The organism is Paenibacillus plantarum, from assembly GCF_013141695.1.
GTDB classification, from domain to species: Bacteria; Bacillota; Bacilli; order Paenibacillales; family NBRC-103111; genus Paenibacillus_E; species Paenibacillus_E plantarum.
This window is the reverse complement of the sequence record NZ_WHNY01000004.1, coordinates 167837-191863: the sequence shown is the minus strand read 5'-3', so window position 1 is coordinate 191863 and position 24027 is coordinate 167837. Positions and strand designations below refer to the sequence as shown.

At 44.2% G+C, this 24027-nt stretch carries 13 protein-coding genes and 1 pseudogene; 12 read left to right on the top strand and 2 right to left on the bottom strand.

The features are described 5' to 3' along the window. Positions 1-103 precede the first annotated feature (103 nt). From GC096_RS00660 to GC096_RS00640, 5 genes are all read left to right on the top strand, one after another. A complete protein-coding gene (locus GC096_RS00660) occupies positions 104-2008 on the top strand; it encodes a golvesin C-terminal-like domain-containing protein (RefSeq protein WP_171628374.1) in 1905 nt (634 codons plus the stop codon). 223 nt (positions 2009-2231) lie between these two features. Beyond that, positions 2232-8438, top strand: a complete 6207-nt coding sequence (locus GC096_RS00655; RefSeq protein ID WP_171628373.1) for a golvesin C-terminal-like domain-containing protein — start codon at positions 2232-2234, stop codon at positions 8436-8438. Between the two features lie 20 nt (positions 8439-8458). Next, positions 8459-10411, top strand: coding sequence for an S-layer homology domain-containing protein (locus GC096_RS00650; RefSeq protein ID WP_171628372.1), 1953 nt, complete (start codon positions 8459-8461; stop codon positions 10409-10411). Positions 10412-10589: 178 nt separating this feature from the next. Next, positions 10590-12122, top strand: coding sequence for a response regulator transcription factor (locus tag GC096_RS00645; protein WP_171628371.1), 1533 nt, complete (start codon positions 10590-10592; stop codon positions 12120-12122). Then, the gene (locus GC096_RS00640) at positions 12119-13897 is read left to right on the top strand and encodes a sensor histidine kinase (protein WP_171628370.1); all 1779 of its coding nucleotides are present in this window, start codon (positions 12119-12121) and stop codon (positions 13895-13897) included. The genes GC096_RS00645 and GC096_RS00640 overlap by 4 nt, the downstream gene beginning before the upstream one ends. A 295-nt stretch (positions 13898-14192) precedes the next feature. Here the strand turns inward: GC096_RS00640 and GC096_RS00635 are convergent, their stop codons facing one another. Next, complete coding sequence (locus GC096_RS00635) at positions 14193-15203, bottom strand: HAAS signaling domain-containing protein (protein WP_171628369.1); 1011 nt, start codon at positions 15201-15203, stop codon at positions 14193-14195. Further along, positions 15203-15553: a PadR family transcriptional regulator gene (locus GC096_RS00630; RefSeq protein WP_171628368.1), complete on the bottom strand. Its 351-nt coding sequence runs from the start codon at positions 15551-15553 to the stop codon at positions 15203-15205. The genes GC096_RS00635 and GC096_RS00630 overlap by 1 nt, the downstream gene beginning before the upstream one ends. A gap of 283 nt (positions 15554-15836) precedes the next feature. Here GC096_RS00630 and GC096_RS00625 point away from each other — a divergent pair, with 283 nt between their 5' ends. The 7 genes and pseudogenes from GC096_RS00625 to GC096_RS00595 all read left to right on the top strand — a co-directional run bounded on the left by GC096_RS00625 (position 15837) and on the right by GC096_RS00595 (position 23979). Further along, entirely contained in the window at positions 15837-16799 is a 963-nt protein-coding gene (locus GC096_RS00625) for an ABC transporter permease (RefSeq protein WP_171628367.1), read from the top strand. Then, complete coding sequence (locus GC096_RS00620; protein ID WP_171628366.1) at positions 16793-17653, top strand: carbohydrate ABC transporter permease; 861 nt, start codon at positions 16793-16795, stop codon at positions 17651-17653. The genes GC096_RS00625 and GC096_RS00620 overlap by 7 nt, the downstream gene beginning before the upstream one ends. An 80-nt stretch (positions 17654-17733) precedes the next feature. Further along, the gene (locus GC096_RS00615; RefSeq protein ID WP_171628365.1) at positions 17734-19287 is read left to right on the top strand and encodes a type 2 periplasmic-binding domain-containing protein; all 1554 of its coding nucleotides are present in this window, start codon (positions 17734-17736) and stop codon (positions 19285-19287) included. A gap of 85 nt (positions 19288-19372) precedes the next feature. Next, the gene (locus GC096_RS00610) at positions 19373-21667 is read left to right on the top strand and encodes an FAD-dependent oxidoreductase (protein ID WP_216625992.1); all 2295 of its coding nucleotides are present in this window, start codon (positions 19373-19375) and stop codon (positions 21665-21667) included. Between the two features lie 51 nt (positions 21668-21718). Then, positions 21719-22443: pseudogene (locus GC096_RS00605) on the top strand (acetylxylan esterase). A 128-nt stretch (positions 22444-22571) separates the two neighbouring features. Continuing rightward, entirely contained in the window at positions 22572-22895 is a 324-nt protein-coding gene (locus GC096_RS00600; RefSeq protein WP_171628364.1) for a hypothetical protein, read from the top strand. Between the two features lie 52 nt (positions 22896-22947). Beyond that, on the top strand, positions 22948-23979 hold the full coding sequence (locus GC096_RS00595) for a LacI family DNA-binding transcriptional regulator (protein ID WP_171628363.1): 1032 nt from the start codon (positions 22948-22950) through the stop codon (positions 23977-23979). The last annotated feature ends 48 nt before the right edge of the window (positions 23980-24027 follow it).

Genomic DNA, 24027 nt, shown 5'->3' with positions numbered 1-24027 from the left:
TGTTTTCTATTTTTATCGAAAGCGCTTACACTTGTTTATTCATGCTGTCATTGAAAATGCTAAAAAGGTCTTCCAATGTACTTCGATCAGAAAAGGAGTGTAGATGATGTTAACAATAAGCATGAAAAAAAGAGCTTTATTCGTCTTTTCTGTGATTTTGGCAACGCTGTTTGAACTGATTCTTGTTGGATTCGTCAATCAGACTGAAGTTAAGGCTGCAGCGACAACCTATTATGTTGCCACGACAGGTAATAACACGTATCCAGGTACTTCGAGCCAGCCCTTTGCTACAATTCAAAAGGGAATCGACATGGCGGGAACTGCCGGCCCAGGTTCTACCGTTATAGTAAGGGGAGGGACGTACAATATAACATCACCGATCATGATCACGACCTCAGGTACAAGTGGCAGCCCAATCACGCTAATGGCATACCCTGGAGAAACGCCGGTCATTTCCGGTCAGAATACGTACCCGAATCACCCTCTTAGTCTTGAAACAATGACTTATACGGGGATACCCGTTACGAATGATGGAGTTACGTATACGACGGGACAGCAATTCACTTTTTCCTGGGGCGCTTTGTTGAGTATCACTGCAAATTATATCGAAATAGACGGACTTGAAATGAAACAATCCTATGGTGTGGGGATTTATGCGGGTAGTGCAACTACCCCTAGATATCATGATATCACGATAAAAAATAGTAGGATTCATGACAACCGTAATTTGGCCTTGTTAGTAGAGAATGTTGATCATTTTACTCTGGATGGTAATGAGATGTGGGAAAATGCCAATTATGGACGTTTCAGCAGATTATCAAGTGAAATGAACTGGCCTTTAATTTTAATGATAAAAAATAGCTCGAATGGCACAATCAAGAACAGCAAAATATATAACAATTGGGGGGAAGGCGTTGGTTTCTGGAATGACACACATGATGTGGTGTTAGAGGATAGCTCTGTCTATGATAATTATGCACTGGAGGTCTATGTAGACAAAGCTTATGATATAACCATCCAGAGGAATATGATCTATAAGACGGGAAATCCGATTTATTTTAGAGGTACAGGCCCTTCCATGGGGATTGCCATAGCAGATGAGCCTTATCTCAGTTATCCAGCAGGACACGATAGGAAAATTATTAATAATTTCCTTATTGGGAACAGTCAGAATTTTGCTTACTGGAATACTGGATTAGCAACAGGCACTTCTTTGAATAACGATCTTATTGCAGGCAATACGTTTATTGATGCAACGAATACGAATATATCCATTACCGGTGGAGCAAATCATGTCAACACAAGGATAGAAAATAATATATTCAAATCAAGTGCGGGTACATTACAAAATGTAGATCAGAAACCGGGATTGGTCTTCTCCAATAACTGTTGGTCTAGCGCTGTCAGCGGAGTTGCCTCGAATGGGAATGATGTCATTGGGGATCCTTTGCTAGTCGGCGGCACGTTCGGACCCGACTATTTCAAGCTGCAGACCCATTCTCCGTGTATAGCGAAGGGCAAGAATAATGTAACGGATGTCGCAGAAGATTATTTTATGAATGTAAGGCACAATCCACCAAGCATAGGAGGATATGAGCATCCTACAGTTCTAGTCGATAACAGTGATTCGACTAAAGTAACGAAGACAGGAACCTGGACGGCCAGTTCTTTTAGCCCCCAAAAATATGGCACTGACTATCTGCATGACGGCAATGCAGGGAAAGGGTCAATGAGCGTGACGTTTACGCCCGCCATTGTCTCTTCAAATACTTATGACGTCTATATGTGGTGGAATGCCGATACGAACAGAGCAATCAACGTACCGGTCACGGTAAACCATGCTGGCGGGACATACAGTACGACAGTTAATCAGCAGGCAAACGGGGGACAGTGGAACTTCATAGGAAGTTATACCTTCCATGCAGGAACCTCGGGTAATGTTGTGATTAGCAATACGTCGACATCGGGATTCGTAATTGCGGATGCTGTTAAATTTGTTCCACATTAATTCAAAAGTGAGGGTGAATGAGCGACAGCTTGTTCACCCTCTTCTTCATGCAGAACAAGAATTGGTACATTTATCGTATCTTTTGTGTATACCGAAGTTCAATTCTTGGGTGATAAAATTAATATAGAATGAAAACGATTTCAATCGTTGAAGAGGGTGATTTATTTTGGAGTAAGGAATTATAGAACGAGGGGATCTGAAATTTTATTAGGAGGTTGTATAAATGAGCAAGTTTACATTGAGAGCAGTATCAGGGTTCATGATCTTTATATTCGCTGTAAATGCGATGTTATTCAGCAGTGCACAACCTGCAATGGCGGAGGTGACTCCCAGTGGAAGTGTGTATTACGTTGATGCTACGCTTGGAAATGATAGCAATAACGGACTGAAAACGGAAACGCCATGGCGAACGATGAACCGGGTGAATAGTCAAATTCTGGCGCCGGGTGATAAGGTACTGTTCAAAAGAGGAGAGAGTTGGTATGGCTCGACATTAAAACCTGCAAGCTCAGGCACGAATGCAAGTCATATTATTTTTGATGCATACGGCTCTTCCACGCTTCCCAAACCGAAAATTTCTGGAGCAACGCCAGTAGCGGTGTGGATTGGGCCTGATGCCAACGGAGAATATTACTCTTCGCTGCCAGCTGCAGCAGCTTCCAAAACCATCCTTTTGGAAAATGGCAAACGATTAAAAGGTAAAATGCAGGATTCACTACTGCCAGGCCCTGTAAAAGGATCTCTTGCAAACGGTTCCTGGGCACTAGATTTAGCAAATAATTATATCTATTATAAACCGTCAAAAGGAACTTCCAGCGAGAATATGACGGAACTTGTGACTGGACCAGCGAGAGCATTTGATTCCAATGCCCAAAGTTATGTGGAGGTCAACAACCTTGAATTAACAGGAGGCATGGATGAAGTAGGTTACATTGCACCTGGCAGTTCAAATGTGATTGTGAAAGGAAACGATATTCATGGAGCCGTTGGAGCGGGTATTAGAGTAAACGGTTCCGCCAGCATAACGATAAGTTACAATTATGTTTTTGATATCAATTCAAGAGGTATTTGGGTTGAAAGCGGTTCCGCAGGCAGCGTTATCACTTACAATAGAGTCAGCGCTATAGGGAAGTTAAGTACGGATGACGGGGAACTTACTGGAATTGAGGTTGGGGGGACCCATACCCTTTCAAAACCTTCTGCTAATATCATTGATTACAATACAGTGACCGACATTGGCAGGGACTTCTATACAGGGAAGAATGGCACCAATGCTAGAGGCAGTATGAGCAGTACGGGAATTGAGGTTAATTCATCCAGTTCAAACATCATTAGATATAATAAATTATCGAGTATTTGGCGGACGGGTATACAGCTTAAGACTGATTTTGGCGATGCTGCCTCCAATCAGATCTATGGAAACTTGATTTTTGATACAGGGAAAATGTATTCGCTTGATTCAGGCAGTCATGGTATTCTGCTGGAAAACAAGAATGGCAGTATCGGCGGCTCGAAAATTGTGAATAATACGATCGCCAATTCCAAGTTTACCAGCAGTACGGGGAAAGAAGCTGCGCTTGGACTCAAGGTAGTTGGTGGGGTCACGCTCGATAACTTACAGGTGAAAAACAACATGATTGCCTTAAATGCTGGCGATTATGCTGTTGCTGTGGAACTGGACACAGGATCAGCTCTTACGAACTTCGTCTCCGATTATAATCTGATTTACCGATCTTCAGGCAATGCGGTTTATTGGAAGCAAAACGGAGTCTCCCAGATCTATGATTCCTCGCATATCATCGGTAATACGACGGGGTATTATTCTTTTGACAAGTCGCAAGAAAGCCATTCGATCGCCAGTGATCCCCAATTTGTTTCGGTAGAGAAATCGGATTTTCATTTGCTTGCCACGTCCCCAGCTGTGAATGCAGGGATCGATGTAGGTTTAAATAAAGATTTGGATAGTCTTCCGATACCGAATAACAGTGGATTTGACATGGGGAGTTACGAAAGTGCATGGAGCAAGGTAGACACGACGGCAGCCATTGTACCCGGAAGTGCGCTTGACCTATCAGGCATGAATGATGGCCCAGCCGGTCAATACGGGTTTATTAAGATGGATGCAGAGGGAGAGCTGCACTTTGAAGGAAAGCCCGAAGAACCTGTTCGCTTCTTCGGACCGAATGTCAATTGGAACATGTCTTTTCCAACGCCTGCTGAAGCCGTAATTATTGCGGACAGACTGGTTGGGATGGGATATAACATTGTAAGAATCCATGGCCAGGATTCCATGGAAACGTGGGCACCGGGTATGTTTAAGACACCAACTTCATCAACAGTTGAGCTTGATATGGAGAAGGTCAAACTGCTTGACAATTTTATTTTTGAATTGAAGAGGAGAGGCATTTATCTACAGCTTGACGTTTTCCATTTGTATGATTTTAAAAACGTGCCTGGGCTTGGCAACTATGCGGAAGGACAGAGCTCTAAGTATCTTCTTCCGTTTTTTCCGCAAGCTTTCGATATGTGGAAGCAGGCAGTCGACTTGTGGTTATCCCATGTTAATGAAAAAACGGGACTGGCGCTTAAGGACGATCCTGCTGTGATCGGCATAAGTCCATGGAATGAGCAACTTTTGACCAACCTAGTTCCGACCAAACCGGATTTTAAAAATTTCTTACTGGATGACTTCAATGCCTTCCTGCAATCGAAGGGCCAACTGCCTATAACCAGTTATCCGGCATCCTTTTGGAACACCTTCGGACCGATCAAGGGCTATATGATGGAATACTATACGGGTAAAACATTGGCCGTCTACAACAACATGAAGGATTATCTCAAAAATACCCTCGGCGTGAAGGCTGTTATTGGCGGCATGAATCATATTATGAATCCGATGGTGGATTACTGGAGAAGCGAGGCGTCTGATGTTCATGAGACGCATATGTACTATCAGCCGTTATTTAGCGGGTACCAATACGATCCGTCGTCAATGAGGAGATTAAGCAAAGCATTTGACGTAATTGATGGCAGTTTTGAAAACTACTATCCTGCATTGTCATTGAAACAGCTATATGCCAAGCCAGTCTTTCTAACCGAGTATCAGGACAACTATCCGATGAAGGGCAGAGATGAAACGGATATATTCACTGGAGCCGTCGGCGCCTATCAGGGCTGGGATATGCTGAACAGGTTTGACTTTGGGTATAACCCGGCACATGCCATCGACAATCTTGGGATTGGGGAATTAGGGAGTTTTGAGATCCTCGGCGACCCTCTGCAAATCATGTCTGAATATGCAGGAACGCTGTTATTCCGAAATGGCTTCATTGAAAAAGCGGATCCGAGATTTATATTTGTAAGAGATAAAACGTATAGCACCACGGATGAGAAGGGCGCACAGCCGCAAATTGGGCTTGAGAACCTCTATTATATCTCTCATTTATATAATACACAGACGGTTTATGCCGACAAACCAGGAGAACCGCTTACCATCTATAAGGTGACCCCTGATCTGACGCCAGATCAAATCGCAAGCGGGAATATTCCAGCGCAAAATAAACTGAATATAACTTCCTCGATGACATCGAAAGAAGCAGCTCAGGTTTTCATTCGCTCACTTGGCAATGAAGATGCGGATATTAAGAATAAGCAGCTTGCCTATTTAGAGCAGAACAAGCTGATTTCCGATACCGGGGAGTTGGTCTTCGACATCGGGACAGATGTATATACCGTGAATACACCGTATTTAGTCGCAGCTGCGGGAACGCTCAATCATCACAATTTCACGTTTGATAAAGCGTCAGCATCTTTTCAGGGCAGTGTGGAAAACGGCACGTTTATGGCATCATCCTTGGAAAGTAAACGACTAGATCAGAGCAGCAGAATTTTAGTTACGCATACAACAGACGCGGCAAGTACGGGTGAAAGCCTTACCCAATTAACCAATGGGGAAGTACTATTCAGCAAAGGGAGCAGACCCACATTAACCAAATATGGTTCAGCCGAATTCGGTATGACAACAACGCTGGATCCAACGCAATTCAAGGCTTACAAGCTGGCGACGAACGGAGCAAGACTGGAAGAAATACCTGTCCAGGTGAACGGTCAGCATATCTTGATTAATCTGGATACGGCGAAAGGGTTCGCTTTTGAGTTGGTTGCGTATCCAATTAACCTTCCGATAGTTGTACCTCCAACAACGCCGCCTCCGGTTGTTCCACCAGCACCTGTGAAACCAGCAACGGAGATCATTGTCGATAATGGAAGTGCGGAATTTACGGGAACCTGGAGCACAGCCTCTATCAATGCCAACAAATATGGCTCGGATTATGCCATTGTGGCCGGAGGCGGAGCAGGTGTCAATAAGATGAGATGGAGGCCGAATATTCAGGCATCCGGCGAATATGAGGCGTACTACTGGCTGCCTGATGGCAATAGCAGTATGGCGAAAAACGTTGCGTTTACGGTTTATAATGGCTTGGCGAGCAAAGCCATAACGGTGGATGAGAGTAAACTTGGCGGACAGTGGGTTTCGCTTGGCACGTATACGTTTATGCGCGGCACTTCGGGGTATGTTGAAATTTCTGACAATGTGACGGGCAACATGGTTGGTGACGCTGTCAAGTTCGTGATGAGAAGCATCATCATGGATGATAACGATGCGCTAGCCACTGGGAAATGGACGCAATCCAGCTTTAATCCCAAGTATTATTCGGCTGGTTACGTGAATGCCACGAACGGAGCAGGAGCAAACAAATTAACCTGGAGACCGTACATACCGGTGAGCGGCAATTACGACGTCTACTACTGGCTCCCTGACGGCAGCAGCAACAGAGCGAATGCGGCACCGTTTACTATTAATTACAGCGGTGACAACCAAGTATTTTATGTGGATGAGACTGTACCCGGGGGTAAGTGGGTTGGATTCGGCAGCTTCTTCTTTGATGAAGGGACGAGTGGCTATGTGGAGCTTAATGATAACGCAAGCGGTTATGTGATCGGCGACGCCATTAAATTTGCTCTTCCTAACAGCACACCGCCCGTGACACCAGAGATACCGACGACTCCACCTGTCACCGAACCAGTGGAAATTATCGTGGACAATGTGAATGGGATATCTACAGGAACAGGAACATGGAACCTTGGAACAAGCCAACCTAACAAATATGGTGCCAACTATAGTACCATTACGGGGGATGGCACTGGCACGCATAAATTCAAATGGGCACCAACTATCGCTTCGGAAGGCGATTATGACGTGTATTACTGGCTTCCAGATGGCAGCGGCAATCGTCCGAGTGCAGCCCAATTTACGGTATTCTATAGCGGAGGCAGCAAGCTGTACACGGTTGATGAAAGGGTTGTTCCAGGGGGCAACTGGATCTTGCTTGGCAAGCATCACTTTGTTCCGGGTACTTCAGGGTATGTGGAGTTAACCGATAAAGCAAGCTATGGCAATATCATTGCCGATGCGATCCGATTTTATTTGCCGGCAACACCGCAAGTAGATATGCAGCCGCCTTCATGGCCGGGAGGAGGCCATATAACCGTCAGTAATGCTACCTATAATAGCGTTACTTTAAACTGGCTGCCTGCAACCGATCTTGTTGGTGTAACCAATTATAGAATCTATCAAGATGGGGCCTTGCTCCAAACCGTTGGGGGAAATGTCTATCAGGTTGAGGTAACCGGCTTATCGACGAACACCACTTACAAATTTAAGGTTACAGCTGGAGACGCAGCTGGCAATTGGTCAACGGAGAGCTTGACCACAACAACGAAGTTGAATGTGAGTGCAGCGAATTCACTGTATACCTCTTTTGACAATAAAGCCAAGATTATGGAAGTAGGGGAAGAAACAACATTAAGTTTGATGTCATCGGCCGCTGTATGGGGCGGGAACTTCAGCATCTCCTACGATAATAGCTTGTTCGACGTTGGGACAGCTGACATTATGCTGAGCAGTCAGTTGGCTAATCTTGGCGTAACGGCGTCGGTCTATACAAACGTGTATAGTTCGAGCGGTGTTATTTCCATTCAATTCCACTTGAATGAACAGATCAACCCGCAGCCTGGCATCTCCGTCGAACTCCTGAAAATTAAATTTAAAGGAAAACAGGCAGCAGGCAAGGTGCCATTTAAAGTTCGCAAGGAAAGTCTGATATCGAATAAAGACGGCAGCTTTACGTTCGCTCAAAATGATTACCAGGACAACATGATACTGGCGAATTCCAATATAGACGGCGTTGCTATAATGAACGAACAAGCCTATGAAAAGGTGCTAAGCTATATCGCCAATCATTCGAGACTGACTAGCAGCGATAATAATTTTGACCCAAGACTAGACATGAACATGGACGGAAAGATCGACATCGTGGATATGGTCTATGTGTATAAAAAGCTTAACCTGCTGAGAAGTCATCCGTAACAAAAAGGAGAGAGAGTACGATGCGGAATGTACGAACGATACTTCTGTCGTTAATATGTTTATTCGTTGCGGCATCTGCGATGGATACACATAAAGCCCATGCTTTGAGTAGTAGTACAATCGTAGCAACGACAGACCAAACAAGCTATTACGTAGGCGATACCGTAAAGGTTATTATCAAGGGAGAGAATATTCTCGACTTGAGTGGGGTTGGATTTACTCTGAATTATGATCCAAGCCAGTTGAGTTTGCAGGGAGATGGTCTTGTACTGTCTTCCTCGTACGAAACTTTTGGCGGGGCGATTGTAGATACAATCAATGGCAGACTGACCTATGACATATTAAATAAGGCTCCTGTTCAAATTACAAAAACCGAAGCTATTGGTCAGATCCATTTTAAAGCGCTGAAGAGCGGAATAGGGATGATACAACTACGTGGCATTACAGCTGTAAACGGTAATCTGGTGCAGGTTCAGTCGAGTACACAGATGCAGACGGCATTTAGTATCGGCACGCGACTGCCAGTGAATGCCCCTGTAACAACCGCAACTTTAACCCCAGATACGCCTAACGGGGAGAACGGTTGGTATAAGACGGATGTATCGGTAAGTTTGACCGTTAGCGCCAGTGAAGCTGGAGGCGTTGTCACGACCGAATACCAGGTGAATGACGGTGCTTGGAACACCTACACCGGTTCCATTCCTGCTTTCGGAGATGGGACATATAAGCTCGGTTACCGCAGTAAGGATCAAGCTGGCAATGAAGAGGCTCTCAAAACAGTCGAGTTCAAGGTTGACAAGAAGGCACCGACGCAATCTTCATCGTCGAATCCAACTTCAACCATACCGACAACAACAACCCCGAAACCGACGACAACTCAGATTGTAAAACAAAATGATTTGCCTGCTGCCGTTAAGGGGAGGATAGCCGTTCAAATGGAAGAAGGCAAAGATACTGTGCTGCTGCCAAGCCATCTTACTGATCTGATTGGAGATAACAGCCTTCAATTCGTGCAGAAAGATTTTACAATCGAATTCTCCAAGGAAGCGCTCAAAAATATGCAAGGAGCTCTTGCTGGCAAGCAAGCTGAGGGCGCACAACTTAGCTTCTCAGCAACGATTGTCTCCCACGATGAGGTAACCAACCTCGTTCATGACGCCATAAACGGTTCTACCCGTGTAGTCACGGCAAGTCAAGTGTATGATTTTAACTTACATGTTGTAACTACGGATGGAACGCGTATACCTATCACAACGTTTAAGGAACCGCTGGTGCTTTCATTTAAAGTGAATCCGAATGCGGATCCTCATCTGTTAGGCGTGTATTACATTGCGCCTAACGGAACGATTCAATATGTGGGAGGCACTTTGGTTAATGGTATGATGACCGTCAAGGTAACCCATTTCAGCCAATATGCCGTGCTGGAATACAACAGAACATTCTCAGACGTAGCTTCGTCTTTATGGGCTAGTGGTGTTATTAAGAAAATGGCAGCCAAGCATATCATTGAAGGTGTTACAGATACGGAATTCAACCCTGAAGGACATGTGACACGGGCACAATTTGCAGCTTTGCTTGCACGAGCTTTAGATTTGAAAGCGGTTGGAAGTGCTCACTATAAGGATGTAAATCCTGGTGATTGGCATGCACAGGTGATTGCAGCCGTTAGTGAATCGGGTATCGTATTTGGACGCAGTTCAGATACATTTGCACCCGACGATGCCATTACGCGTGAAGAAATGGCTGTTATGGCCGTTCGCGCTTATGAACATGTGAAGGGTGAACAAGTTAAGTTGACGAACACCAGCTCGTTTAGTGATCAAGATCAAATTCACGAGTGGGCACAGAACGCAGTACGTGCTGCACAAGAAATTAGTTTGATTCAAGGGCGTAGCAGCAATCAATTTGCGCCGCAAGCGCTGATGACGCGTGCGGAAAGCGCGCAAGTGATTTCCAATCTTTTGAACGATTAGCCGAGTTTTAGACGCGTAATTGATACTATTGCACCGAATGTATGCAAGCTCTATAATTGGAGGATAATCATTATAGCTGAGAGAGCCCCAATATTTTTTGGGGCTTTCTGTATATTCAAAGGCAGTATTTTTTCATGCATACGGTTCTAATCCCATCTCGATGAATGGAGACCCTGAAATGGATGATCAGGTTTTAAGCGTACTTATTGTAGATGATGAAATTCCCATTCGGCAAGAATTACAAATGTACAATTGGGAAGCTCAAGGCGCCGTGCTTGTAGGTGAAGCAGGCAATGGAGAAGAGGCGCTTGAGTTTTGTAGAAAATATGTACCTGATGTGATGATTACCGACATTACAATGCCCGTTATGAATGGGCTGGCACTAATTCGAACCGTAAAGAAGGAATTCCCACAGATTCAAGTCGTGATCCTTACCTGCCACAGTGACTTCGAGTATGCAAGAGAGGCATTGAAGCTAGGGGCGATTGGCTATGTCATTAAAGTCATGATGGATGACAGTGAATTGGAACAAACACTTGCAGAGGCACGACGCGCAATTGAAAAGGAAAAGTCATACAACACGAAGAAAAAGGAAGAAAACAGGTGGAACCAGTCTAAGCTGCTGGGACAATTGCTGACTCACAACGATTCCACGATGGACGTATATAAAAGCTTGGCGGATAAGGGGCTCCCTCTTACTTTTCCGCTCCAGATCGTACGATTTTATGTGGAAGCGAAGCATGGCGATTGGCTGTTTGTTGACCGCGAAGTTCGGCAAGTACTGGGGAGTTATGACCATGATTTTGCCTGGGTACCGGTAGATATCGGAGAGCATTTTGTGTACTTCGGTCATCCCAATAAGGATCGCCTCTCTATGATCACTACAATCGAAGCGGTCATTTCGGACATTCATTACAAGTTGGAAAGTATTCACTTGCATAAGCGGGAATGTATTCACATCTATGCATCAATAAGCGATGACGTCGATAAACCGGAGCAATTCCAACAAGCGTTTCAAGTAATGAGCCTATGGAAAAATGACTATTTTTACGACAGCAGCACTCGCGTATTTCTGGGGAAACCAGAAGGTGCACATGTCATTGAGCCCAAGGCACTTGCAAGGATTGAAGAGAAGATGAAGAAGGTCATCTGGGATCAGGCGGGGATATCCGCATTTATCGAAGGGGACTTTACGAATTGGGCGAGGGAGCATCGCATCCTGCCGAATGAGCTCAAAAAATTGATTCATAAATGGAACATTCTATGGAATAAAGAACGTGGTGATTTTGATCATGATGAAATCTTGTCTCAACATATTTACCAGACGGTAACCCTGCATGAAATGATGACGGCGTTGCTTCATGATATACATATCAATTTCAGCGGGGAAGAAAGGTATCGGCCGGAAATTCGGCTTGCCGGGAAGATCATTCGGGAGAAGATCAGCCAGCCGCTTAGTCTGTCCTCTGTAGCAGAAGAAGTCGGTTTAAGCTCATCGTATCTAAGCCGTTTATTTAGCGAAGAGGTCGGAGAGTCCTTTAATGATTACGTGACTCGGCTGCGCATGGAAAAGGCGGCATATCTACTGAAAAATATGAATCTAAAAATATATGAGGTAGCCGAACAGGTTGGGATTCCAAGCTATCGGTATTTTTCAATCGTCTTCCGCAACTGGATGGGTGTTACCCCATTGGAGTTTAAAAAGGGATGAGACAAATGCAGAACAAGAAGTATTTTGTGAAAAGCTACAGAAACTATGGCATTGGAACTAAACAGTTTTTATTGCTTTTTGTGCTGACGGTCACGATATTTATGATGATTTCTTGGAATAACATTGGGATATCGAAAAAAAGCTTTGAAACCAAGATGATGGAAGATTCGAAGTTAATGATTTTGCGGACAAATACCTTTTTGGATATGTATCTGGAGAATATTACGAATATTTTGCTGCTTATTTCCGCACAGAAAGAATTGTTTGAAAACGGAATAAGCACAGAGGCGCAAAATGTTTTACAGCATTACGGAGAAACGAATAGTCAACTTATCAAGACGCTGTATGTCGTGCGAGCAGACGGGCAGGTTTTTAGCAGCAAGCAAGTCCTGTATGATATCTACGGAAATCGAATGCTGCCCAAATTGAATGAAATGGGAAGTCAGGGTGTTAACGGTTTGAAGTGGAGTGAACCATACGAAACCGCATTATCGGATCGAACAGTGGCCTTCGTTTTTCCAGTCAGGAGTAAGGCGAACAAGTATTTAGGGGCGGCCATAGCTGAGATTAGCATAGAGTATTTGAATCAGAAAATCATTCCCATGGTTTCAAGCCGTGGGCAGACAATAACGTTAAGTTCTTTAGCGAACGAGCCTATCGTTTATGATCCTCAGAGTGATCTGCTGCCTTATGAAAAGGGGATTTTTCCACCAAAGATTCAAGGTGATTTTATTACGACCCTCGAACAGATGAGCGATGGTATCAACAGAACCGAATTTGGCGCACAGAGCTTTATCGTTGCAGATTCAAAAGGAAATAATTTGGGCTGGCGAGCATCTTTCATTATGAATGAAAACATCTTGAATATGAACGTTTCTAAGCTGTATCACAATTTCGAAGTGACGGCTCTGCTCTGGATTATCGTGTTCTTGTTTGGTTCTTTTCTGATCTCCTATTATTTTACGAATCCAATTCGCAAGCTTGTTCTTAAAATGAATGCTGTTACGAAGTACGGAAGATTATCCCATATTGAAATGAACCGTGAAGATGAAATAGGGCAGCTTGCCAGGAGTTACAACTCCATGATGGATCGGATTCATATTCTAATTCATGAGATGAAAGAAGTTGAAGTGCAGAAAAAAGAATATGAGCTAAAAATGCTGCAAAGCCAGATAGGCCCACACTTCTTGTACAATACATTGGCTTGTATCGGGAGTTTAGCTAAACAGGGACGGAACACGGAAGTCCGGGATACGGTTCGTTCACTTGTTAATTTGTTGTCGTACAGCTTTGACAAAAAGTATGAGTATATTGCGCTCGAAGAAGAAATCGATGCTTTGAACAGCTATATGAATATTCAAAAAGTCCGCTATGGCGATACCTTCACATGTCATTTTGATATCAGCCCGGAAATTATGACATGTAAAGTTCTCAAGCTGACCTTGCAGCCTATTGTGGAAAATGCCATATTTCATGGTCTGCTTTCAAAGAAAGGCACCGGCAGAATTGAAATACGGGGGCGAAGGGTCAACAATACAGTGCGATTGTATGTGTGTGATAACGGTATTGGTATGGAGAAAGAGCAATACTGCAAGCTGTTGATCTCTAGCAGAGACAGGAAGATGCAAGACAGGTTTAACAGTATTGGCATCATCAATGTGCATGAACGGATTCAAATTTACTTTGGTAAACCATACGGCCTGCATATTGTAAGCCGTCCCAATCGGGGGACGATCGTTCGTATCGATGTGCCCATTATGAAAGATGAACCATGAGGACGAAATGTGTAGGGTGCTATGACCTACATACCGACTGTCACTTTTAGTATTGCTGCTTCTACTATTAACTCAACTCTCTGCTGTACCAGTTGCGCGACACGCATCACCCTATTACTCCAACGGTGAATAATTTCAGGGCACTCTTGACGGGTGCCCTAGGTTGTGTAATGAATTTTATTTACTCTTCAGCATGAATACTTTTATAGCGTCCTTCCGGCAATTCTCAACAGTCGAGCGTACCAAGTGCATTCACTTCTAAAATCACCAGTCTGCAACTCCCTGTTACACTTCTTCACTTGAGAAACTTCAAAATGGCCTTCCCTCTGCCAAAGAGATTCACAGCCATAAAGACGATGATTATAGCTAGAGCAGTTCTCCACAAGTTTCTGATGAAGGTTCCTACATCACCAATAATATCTGTACTCGACATAGCTTCTGATATGGCCGAGTTGTTAATAAGTGTCGTGTCCTGAACCATGATAAGTAAGAGTACAATAACAGCGATAGACAGCAACGATTCAGCAACGACTGTAAATAGGGTATACCTTTTGCTGATAAGGACATAAAGACTTATAACCATAACAAGCATTATCTCAATGTTCCAAAAAATCATGTAGTCCGCCAATCTGTCTAGAGAAAGGATTTGCAAAAAACCTGAATCTTGGTCTCCTGCTCGATTATAATAAATCCCTATTTTTTCAGCAAAGAAATTGAAGACAACAAGCGTCAATACGGAAATAATGATTGTAGTTATCAATCCTGAATATTTGATTTGTACATGGGATTTCGGAATGGCTTCCAGTTTGGATGGATGCCAGGCTGAATTCATTTTCTTTTTCAAGAAATCTTTTCCTCGTGCGTTGCCGAACCATTGTATAAGAAAAAAACTAATTGTCACCAAACCAAAGACATGAATCCCTTCATTAACTATCTCCACCAAGAGGCGGAAAATAAACCCGAAATAATTATAACTCTCTGATAGCTCTGGAGTTTTATTTGATATCAATGAAAATATCCCTATAGCCGCGAGGATTAAACATATTTTCAGTACAAGCTTATACGTATCAAACAAGCCTGGACCTATCAGATAGTTTGCATCTTTACGGTACTTGCACGCAAATTCTCGAGGTTCACCAAGCTCAAGTAAGATCTCGTCTATTTGTTGTTCTGTTGGCGTTTCTCCATCTGTTCGCTCTTCAATTATGTCCTCTATCGTCGATCGAATTTCCTTCTTGATATCTTCTCTATGTGACTTTGGCAAGTGTTTGCCTACTGCGTAAACGTACCTATCCACTTTCACCATTAAGAATCACCTTCCTTTGGATTCATAAATTGATTCATGACAACCACCATTTCATTCCATTCCTTTGTTAAAATCTCCAACGCTTGAAAACCGTCTGCACTAAGCTTGTAATATCTTCTTGGTCTGGAGCCATCGACGCCCCAGTGGCTTTCAAGCAAATTTTGACTCTCAAGCCGCCTAAGCAGAGGATACAACGTGTTTTGTTCAAGTCGAAGCCCATTCGCATTCAAAGATTGAACAAGAGAATACCCATATTGCATTTCTTTCAGCTGACTCAATACACTAATAACGATCGTACCTCTTCTTAACTCCTGGTTTAGTTTATCAATGGTGTTCTCTAACTCCGTCATACACTCACTTCCTTTCAAAATCAGCATACTGTATGATGCACACTAATGTCAAATTTATAATACTTTAAATGAGTAAGTCGTTAACTCAGAATCGCTTAAGTCACATCCAAGAACCCTTCTTTATCGAACATGCTTTGGATCAAGACAAAATCTAGAACATAATTGAAGGTTTTATGTATATCTGTCTGTATGGCAGGGGCGATATAATAGGTATAGAAATTGAATGAAAGCGGTTTATTAGAAGGTCAGAGGTTTGAAAGTAGTCATATGGAGGGAACGGGAGATGCAAAAGGACTTAGCGATAAAACGATCTAATGAGGTGGAACGGAAACTTGTAGGTAAACAATTTTTGCTCAAAATATGGAAGTATAGAGCTTTATATGCCATGCTTTTTCCTGGTATCCTCTACTACGTGATATTTAAGTATTTGCCTATGTTTGGGATTATCGTTGCATTCAAAGAGTACAACATTACGAAAGGTATTCTGAATAGCCCTTGGGCAGATCCCTGGTATAAGTATTTTGAGGTTTTTGTAAGTTCACCCTATTTTTCGCAACTGTTGACGAATACGATTTTAATTAGTTTTTATAAACTCATATTTGGCATGATTCCACCCATTATTTTGGCAATACTGCTGAACGAATGTAGGGTCTCGTGGTTCAAAAGGATCATCCAAACCTTGAGCTATATGCCGCACTTTTTATCGTGGGTGATTATTTATGGGATTTTAATCGCGTTGTTATCACAGGATAGCGGCCTTTTCAATCGATGGATTGTTGAAGCCGGCGGCAAAGCCATTCCATTTCTGACATCGGAAAGTTGGTTTAGAAGCATTCTGGTGAGCTCGGACATATGGCAAAATATGGGGTGGGGAGCGATCATTTATCTGGCCGCAATCGCAGGCATCGATCCCTCTCTATATGAAGCAGCAACAATAGACGGGTGCAAACGGATTCGCCTCATTTGGCATGTGACGCTTCCTAATTTACGCTCGATCATCACGATCCTTTTAATCTTAAGACTTGGGAGTATTATGGATGCAGGATTTGAACAGGTCTATGTCCTGTACAACAGTTATGTGTATTCCGTGGGAGATATTATTGATACATGGGTGTTCCGTACTGGTCTTGAACAGTTGAATTTTAGTTTGGCTGCAGCCGTTGGTTTATTCAAATCTATCATTGGCTGTATGTTGGTCTTGCTTTCTAATCGAATCGCTAAAAAATGGGGTGAAGGTATATGGTAAGGGGGAAAGGAGATCGGATTTTTGACGGTTTTATTTTTACTTTTCTGATAGCTGTCGGCATTGCTGCTTTATTTCCGTTATTGTATGTTTTTTCGGTTTCACTCACCCCTTTTTCTGAGTTATTGAAAAATGGCGGGTTTGTCATTATACCGAAATCAATTACTTTCTCAGCGTATAAAGAACTATTCTCGATGCCACGTATACCGGATGCGTTTCGAGTAACGCTCTTTATTACCGTCGTAGGCACGATTGTTAATATGATACTAACGATATTGCTGGCTTATCCACTAAGTAGAAAAAAGCTTCCTGGTCGTAGTTTTTTCTTGTTGATGATTGTGTTCACTATGCTGTTTAGCGGAGGGATCATTCCGTCCTACTTGACCGTTAAATATTTGGGGCTGCTGAATAGCGTATGGGCTATGATCATCCCAGGAGCGATTTGGAGTTTTAATGTCTTGATCGTAAAAAGCTTTATTGAAAGCTTGCCAGAGGAGCTAATTGAGTCCGCTAATATAGATGGAGCTAAAGAGTTACGGATTTTAATGCAAATTATTGTCCCTCTGTCCATGCCTGTCATTATGACCGTTAGCCTCTTTTATATGGTCGGACATTGGAATGAATTTTTCCAGGCAATTTTGTATGTGACACCGATTAAGCTTCAACCGCTCCAAATCGTTGTCAGATCCATCCTTTTGCAGTCCAATCAGGCTTTTGAAAATCCGGAGGCAACGTTGCCTTCCGCTACGCTGCAGATGGCGGTGGTCATATTTGCGAGTGCACCGATGATTATCGTGTACCCATTCATTCAGAAATATTTTACTAAAGGCATGATGCTTGGCGCAATTAAGGGTTGATATTTTGACAAGGTATTGGGTTTTTCGTTACCGATGTTTGTCAAATTCAATAAATAAGAAAAATAGAAGGGTTGATTACGATGAAGAAATTAAGGGGCTTAACGACGTTTCTAGCCATGTCAATTCCAGTTGCTGTCATCATGGCCGGATGCTCTAATGGAGCAGAAACCAAACAAACAGCTGCAACCAATGCACCAGCAGCAAGCAAAGCGCCATCAGCGCCAGTCAAAATTGAATGGATGCAAGTAGGATGGGGCACGAATGTGCCTTCTAGCGATGACTTTGTCAAGACGGAATTGGATAAAAAATTAGGAACAAATCTTATTTTAACATCTCCAGCTACAAATGAAGATTATCAGAACCAATTGAATGTGCGTTTGGCTGGCGGGACGGCACCGGATGTGTATCAAATTTTGAACAGAGACAGCTTGCTTAAAAGCATTGCTACGGATAGTTTGATAGACCTAACCCCCTACTTGAAAACCAAGTTGAAACCATTTGCTGACTTTGTTGGCGAGGATACACTGAATAACGATAAGGTAGACGGAAAGTTATACACCATTACGAAGAAACCTGGTGTTGGTTCCAACAGTTATTGGCTCCGCAAAGATTGGCTCGATAATTTAAACTTGAAAGCACCTGTTACGTTGGATGATTTGTATGCGGTTGCGAAAGCCTTTACGAATGATGATCCGGATAAAAATGGCAAAAAGGATACCTATGCGATTACGGGAGCAGGATTTGATGCTTTCTCTGTTATTTATGGAGCGTTTGGTGTCGGCTCTCCAACTGCGAACAACAGTTTGCCGGAAATCTATATTAAAGACAATAAAATGGTAAGTTCACTGTATGATCCTAATATGAAAAACGCGCTTGCTTTCATTAAGAAAATGATTGATGAAGGACTTGTAGACCCTGAATTGCTTGCGTCCACGGGGCAGCAATATGTTCAGAAGGCCATTCAAGGTAAGGCTGGAATGGGTAACTTCTCATGGACAGACCTAGCGAAGGATGCACCTGCGAAACAAATTAAAGAGGTCAATCCTAAGGCAGAGTGGATGCAGATTGCACCTCCTAAAGGGCCGGGTGGCCAGTATGATGTTTCCACAGGAAAAGGAACGTCCTTTACTTTGTTTGGAATTCCAAAAGCCTTAGAGAAGGATACGGCCAAACTAGATAAAATTTTTGATTATATTAATTATATATCCACCAAAGAGGGAAATCGTCTGGTCAGTTATGGCGTGGAAGGACGGCATTATACGTTAAATGGCGAAAAAGTAGTTCCGACAGATCTATTAGCTAAAGAGGGGGCTTATACTTGGCTCTACCAAGTGACTGGTCGTCCTGAAGCGGAATACTTGCAAACGAAATTTCCAACGCAAGCCCCATTAATTGACTTTGTGCAAAAACAGCCGAGAATGACAGCGTACAATGGTCTTCTAAACCCGCCAGCGGACTTTATGACTGCGGATGCCACTCGATTTATTAAAGAAGAATTGTCTAAATTTATTTACGGTAAAACCTCGTTGGACAAATATGATGAATTCTTGAAGAATTTGGAAACGAAATTCAAATATAATCTGTATTTGGATGGGGCACAAAAACGCTTAAAAGAACTTGGTTATATAAACTAATCCAACAATTTCCAAACGGAGGGGAGAACCTTGTTTCTTCTCTCCGTGCTTGTTCATCGTACATAGAAATTGGAGAGTGGAGAGATTGATAGTAAAAAAACAGGAACAATACGACGTAGTTGTCTGCGGCGGTGGTTTGGCTGGTTTTTGTGCGGCCGTCTCGGCAGCTAGGCACGGAGCCCAAACTTGCATCATTCAGGATCGTCCTGTATTTGGTGGCAACAGTTCCTCGGAGGTGTGCGTGACACCGCATGGAGCGGCTGCTTTTCATGCTTATGCGCGAGAAACCGGCATCATTTCAGAATTGCTCATCGAAGAGCGTGCGCGCAACCACGCACCCATTCTTGAGAATGGCTGGACGAATAGCGTTTGGGATATGACGATGTATGATATGGCGATGAGTACGCCGAATTTGTCATTTCACTTAAATACGTCTATTGTCTCCGTGTTAAAAAGCAGTGATCGTACCATCAGCGCTGTTGTGGCACGGGTGGCTAATGCAGAAACGGAAATTACGATCGAAGGCAAAATTTTCGTCGATTGTACTGGTGACGGTATTGTTGCCGATCAGGCTGGCTGCGAATGGCGGTGGGGTTCTGAGGGCTTTGAAGAATTTAACGAACCGCATGCTCCGCTTAAGGCAAGCAAAGATACAATGGGAAATTCCATTCATTTCAGGGCCAAGGATATGGGGCGGCCGGTTCCGTTCCAGGCGCCGGAATGGGCGGTCAAGCATGAAGATCCGGATTACTTCTACAAGCAGGGCAGGCCTTTTCAAAGTCTGCATGGGGGATACTGGTGGATCGAGATCGGCGTACCGTGGAATACCATCTACGATTCCGAGAATATTCGACACGAATTGACGCGTCATACGCTTGGCATATGGGACTGGATTAAAAACAAGGATCCGGAGATGAAAGAAAAAGCGGCCAATTATGCGCTGGACTGGGTCGGACAGGTGCCAGGTAAAAGGGAGAGCCGCCGAATTATCGGGCAATATTTCATGACTGAACACGATCCGGCTAACAAAACGGTATTTCCAGATGAGATCGCCTTCGGTGGTTGGTTCATTGACTTGCATACACCAGGCGGTTTACTTGCTCCGACAGCAGAACCCGCGAGTGCGGAGGGATACGCGGAAACGAGTGAATATGCGATTAAAAGCTATTGCGGGCCGTATGGTATTCCGCTTCGGATCATGATTGCTAAGGATATCGATAATCTGATGATGGCGGGACGCAACGTAAGTGTGACGCATGCCGCATTGGGGACGGTTCGTGTCATGTCGACGACGGCACTTATTGGGCAGGCAGTTGGAACCTCGGCAGCCATTGCTTTGCAAAAAGGTTTAGCGCTTGCTGACCTGCCGAGTCAGGCAATTCGTGAAGTCAAGCAAACGTTATTGCGCGACGGCTGCTTCCTGCTGAATACGGAGAATGAGGACGAGCTAGACCTCGCACGCAACGCGAGCGTTACAGCTAGCAGCCAAGCGGTTTGTCGAGGCTCTGAAGTGAACAAGGAGTTGCTCCAATCAGGTGAACTGGGGCATCATAAAGAGATTCTCCACCAGCGAAAGGGTCAATGGATTGCGATTTCGGAGGGAGTCTTGAATCGGGTTTCTGTTTGTGTGACGAATATGAGCGACACGCCTCAAATCGTTGAAGCCCAAATTATCCCAGTTGATCATATTTGGGATTACCGTTGCGAAGCGAACCCGCCGATAGCCACAACAGAACTGCACATCATGCCAGGGAAATATCAATGGATTGATTGGGATGTGCAGCTGAGTAAAGCAGATGGGCTGAAGTCAGGAAGCTATGTTCGCTTGGACTTACTTGCGAATCCACAAATTGCATGGCATTGCGGGGACGGGATTGTGCCAGGTCATACATGTGCGTTTGAAATGGGCCAAGGAAAGATGCGTCGGGATTGGAACGGGCCGACACGCAGCTTCCGAGTTGACCCTCCGCAGTACGCGTACAGTCCTAAGCACGTTATCAACGGAGTAACGCGTCCTTATCGTTATACGAACTTATGGCGTTCTGATACGAGTGAACCGCTTCCTCAGTGGCTTGAACTGAAATGGGAAGAGCAACAATCTATTGGACAGATTGAGCTAACGTTTCCAGGTAATATCCTTTGGGAATATCATGGGTATGCTCCATTCCATCGCGATCCGCAGTGCCCGAAAGATTACAGCCTTGAGGCATTTGTAAACGGTGCGTGGGAGCAAGTGCTTGAGGTAAAGGGGAATTATCAGCGGCATCGCAAACACGAATTGAGCCAACAGATAAGGACAGATAAGCTGAGAATTGTCATTCACGCGACGAATGGCGACCCTAGCGCCGCCGTTTACGAGATTAGATGTTACGAATCCTAAAACAGAAGCCACATAGGGTTTCCGTTTGAACAAATTGGAGAAATGAAGAACATGGCGATTTTGGATATGCCGTTAGAGCAGTTACGCCAGTATGCAGGGCGAGACCCGAAACCGCAGATTTTGAGGAGTTCTGGCGTCAAGCGCAGGGCGAAATGAAATCTACCTCAGCGAATGTTGCACTGGTAGAGAGTAAATTTCAGGTTCCGTTTGCGGATTGTTTTGATTTATATTTTACCGGTGTGCGCGGGGTGAGAATTCATGCGAAGTATGTACGTCCGAAACATCATACGCATCCGCATCCGGCTGGCATCGTCATGGACATGCCAGAAGTCGATGCCAATCGAGTCGGGGTCACCGGAGGTTCGCAAGGCGGAGGGATTACCTTAGCCTGCGCAGCGCTGGAACCGCGAATTAAGAAGCTTGCACTTGTCTATCCTTTTTTATGCGACTACAAGCGGGTATGGGAGATGGATCTTGCCAAAGATGCGTATAACGAGCTTCGAACGTTTTTTCGTCATTTTGATCCTCAACATCGGAAGGAAGAGGAAATCTTCACGAAGCTTGGTTACATCGATATACAGTATTTAGCATCACGCATCCAAGGAGATGTGCTGATGGGCGTTGGCTTAATGGACAGCACCTGTCCACCTTCGACTCAGTTTGCTGCCTACAACAAGATAATCGCGAGTAAGCAACTTGAAATTTATCCTGACTTCGGACATGAGGGATTGCCTGGATTGAACGATACCATTCTCAAGTTTATGCTGCAGCTTTAATCTAATGTAATTAATCGCTCTTTTGTTTCTAGACCAAACAAGGTCAACCCCGAAAGTGGGGGGGCCTTGTTTTTTTACTGCTTGCTTATGTGAAATTCTGACAAATTTAGATATTGATGACCTCCCGAATGAGTCACGAAGGAGGATTGGCCAACATTCCACCAACAGAGGGAATCGAATTACGAAAGTTGATGAATGGGATCCCAATCGATATTTCATCTTTTCTGGAAATTTCCCTAACACTCGTGGATGTGGTCTATACTCACCACAAACAGGATACGGTAATCGGGAATTTGAACCCGGCAGTTGTTCAAATTCAGTTTGATAGAAAGCTTGTCGAGCTCATCGATATTCGAATAACCGATTACGCTTCCCTTTCTCCAGAACAAACGGGTAGGATCAATCGTACCCCTGAGAGACGTAGTGACTTGTATTCTTTTATCCATAAATGAATATTGACATGTGTTATAACACGTGTTATTTTGTTCTGGAGAAGGTGATTGAATGGCAAAGCGCGTAACCAGTTTTGACGTAGCTAGACGTGCAGGGGTGTCCAGAAGCATTGTGTCAGCGGTTCTTAACAACACGCCCGGTATCGGAGTCGGCGACGAGAAGCGAAAAGCGGTTCTGGACGCAATTGAGGAGCTGAACTATCGGGTTGATGCGCAGGCAAAGGGAATGAGAACCGGCCGAAGTTACTGTATCGGTGTGCATGGGGATTTAAGCAACCCGATGTTTACACAAATGCTGCAGGGGCTTCAGGAAGCTTGCAAAGAGAGAGGGTACCACGTCCTTCTGTGTGGTGTAGAAAACCGAACTGAGCTGATCGAGCTGTTCATGCACAAGCGAATTGACGGCATCGTGACCAAAGACACGACGGGCTACGCTGATGAGAGTTGGGAGAAGGAGCTGAATGATCAGCAAGTTCCCTTCATTTCGGTTGAAGGATACCCAGAGAGCCCGAATACGACCTCGATTCTTATGGATTATAGACAAAGTGTGCATGACGCGTTGAATGCCATGTGGGCGCTAACTAAACTGCATCCAGTTTATCTGGGGGTTTATAGCGGGTCTGAGTATAAGCCGAATTGGGGAGACCGTGAACGACTGCAAGGTTATCAGGAGTGGATGAGCCAACACGGTTTCGAGGCTTCTATAGAATTGCGCCAGGAAGAGTCTTGGCTTTATACGCCTAAGGATTGGGAGAAGTGGCTGGAGATGCTGCCTAAGCCTGTTTCTATCCTTTCCAATTGGTCGAGAGGGGCTATTTATATATACCGTGCCGCCAATAAGCTAGGTCTGCGCATCGGTGAAGATGTGCATATTATGGCAGCAGATAACACAGAAAGCGTTAATGCTTTCTTGGTTCCCGCACTAAGTGCTGTAGAGGTTCCCTACTCAGATATGGGCCGAGCAGCAGCAAGCCGAATTATCACGTACATCGAGGGGAAGCAAGCGATAGATAGCAAGGAAAAGCAATGGGTACCAGCAAAGCTATCGATGAGGGATAGTGTAATGACAGGTAGGAGCAGGTAGTCCTACCCTTTTTTATCATCTTACATAACACGTGTTATAGGGGGAATA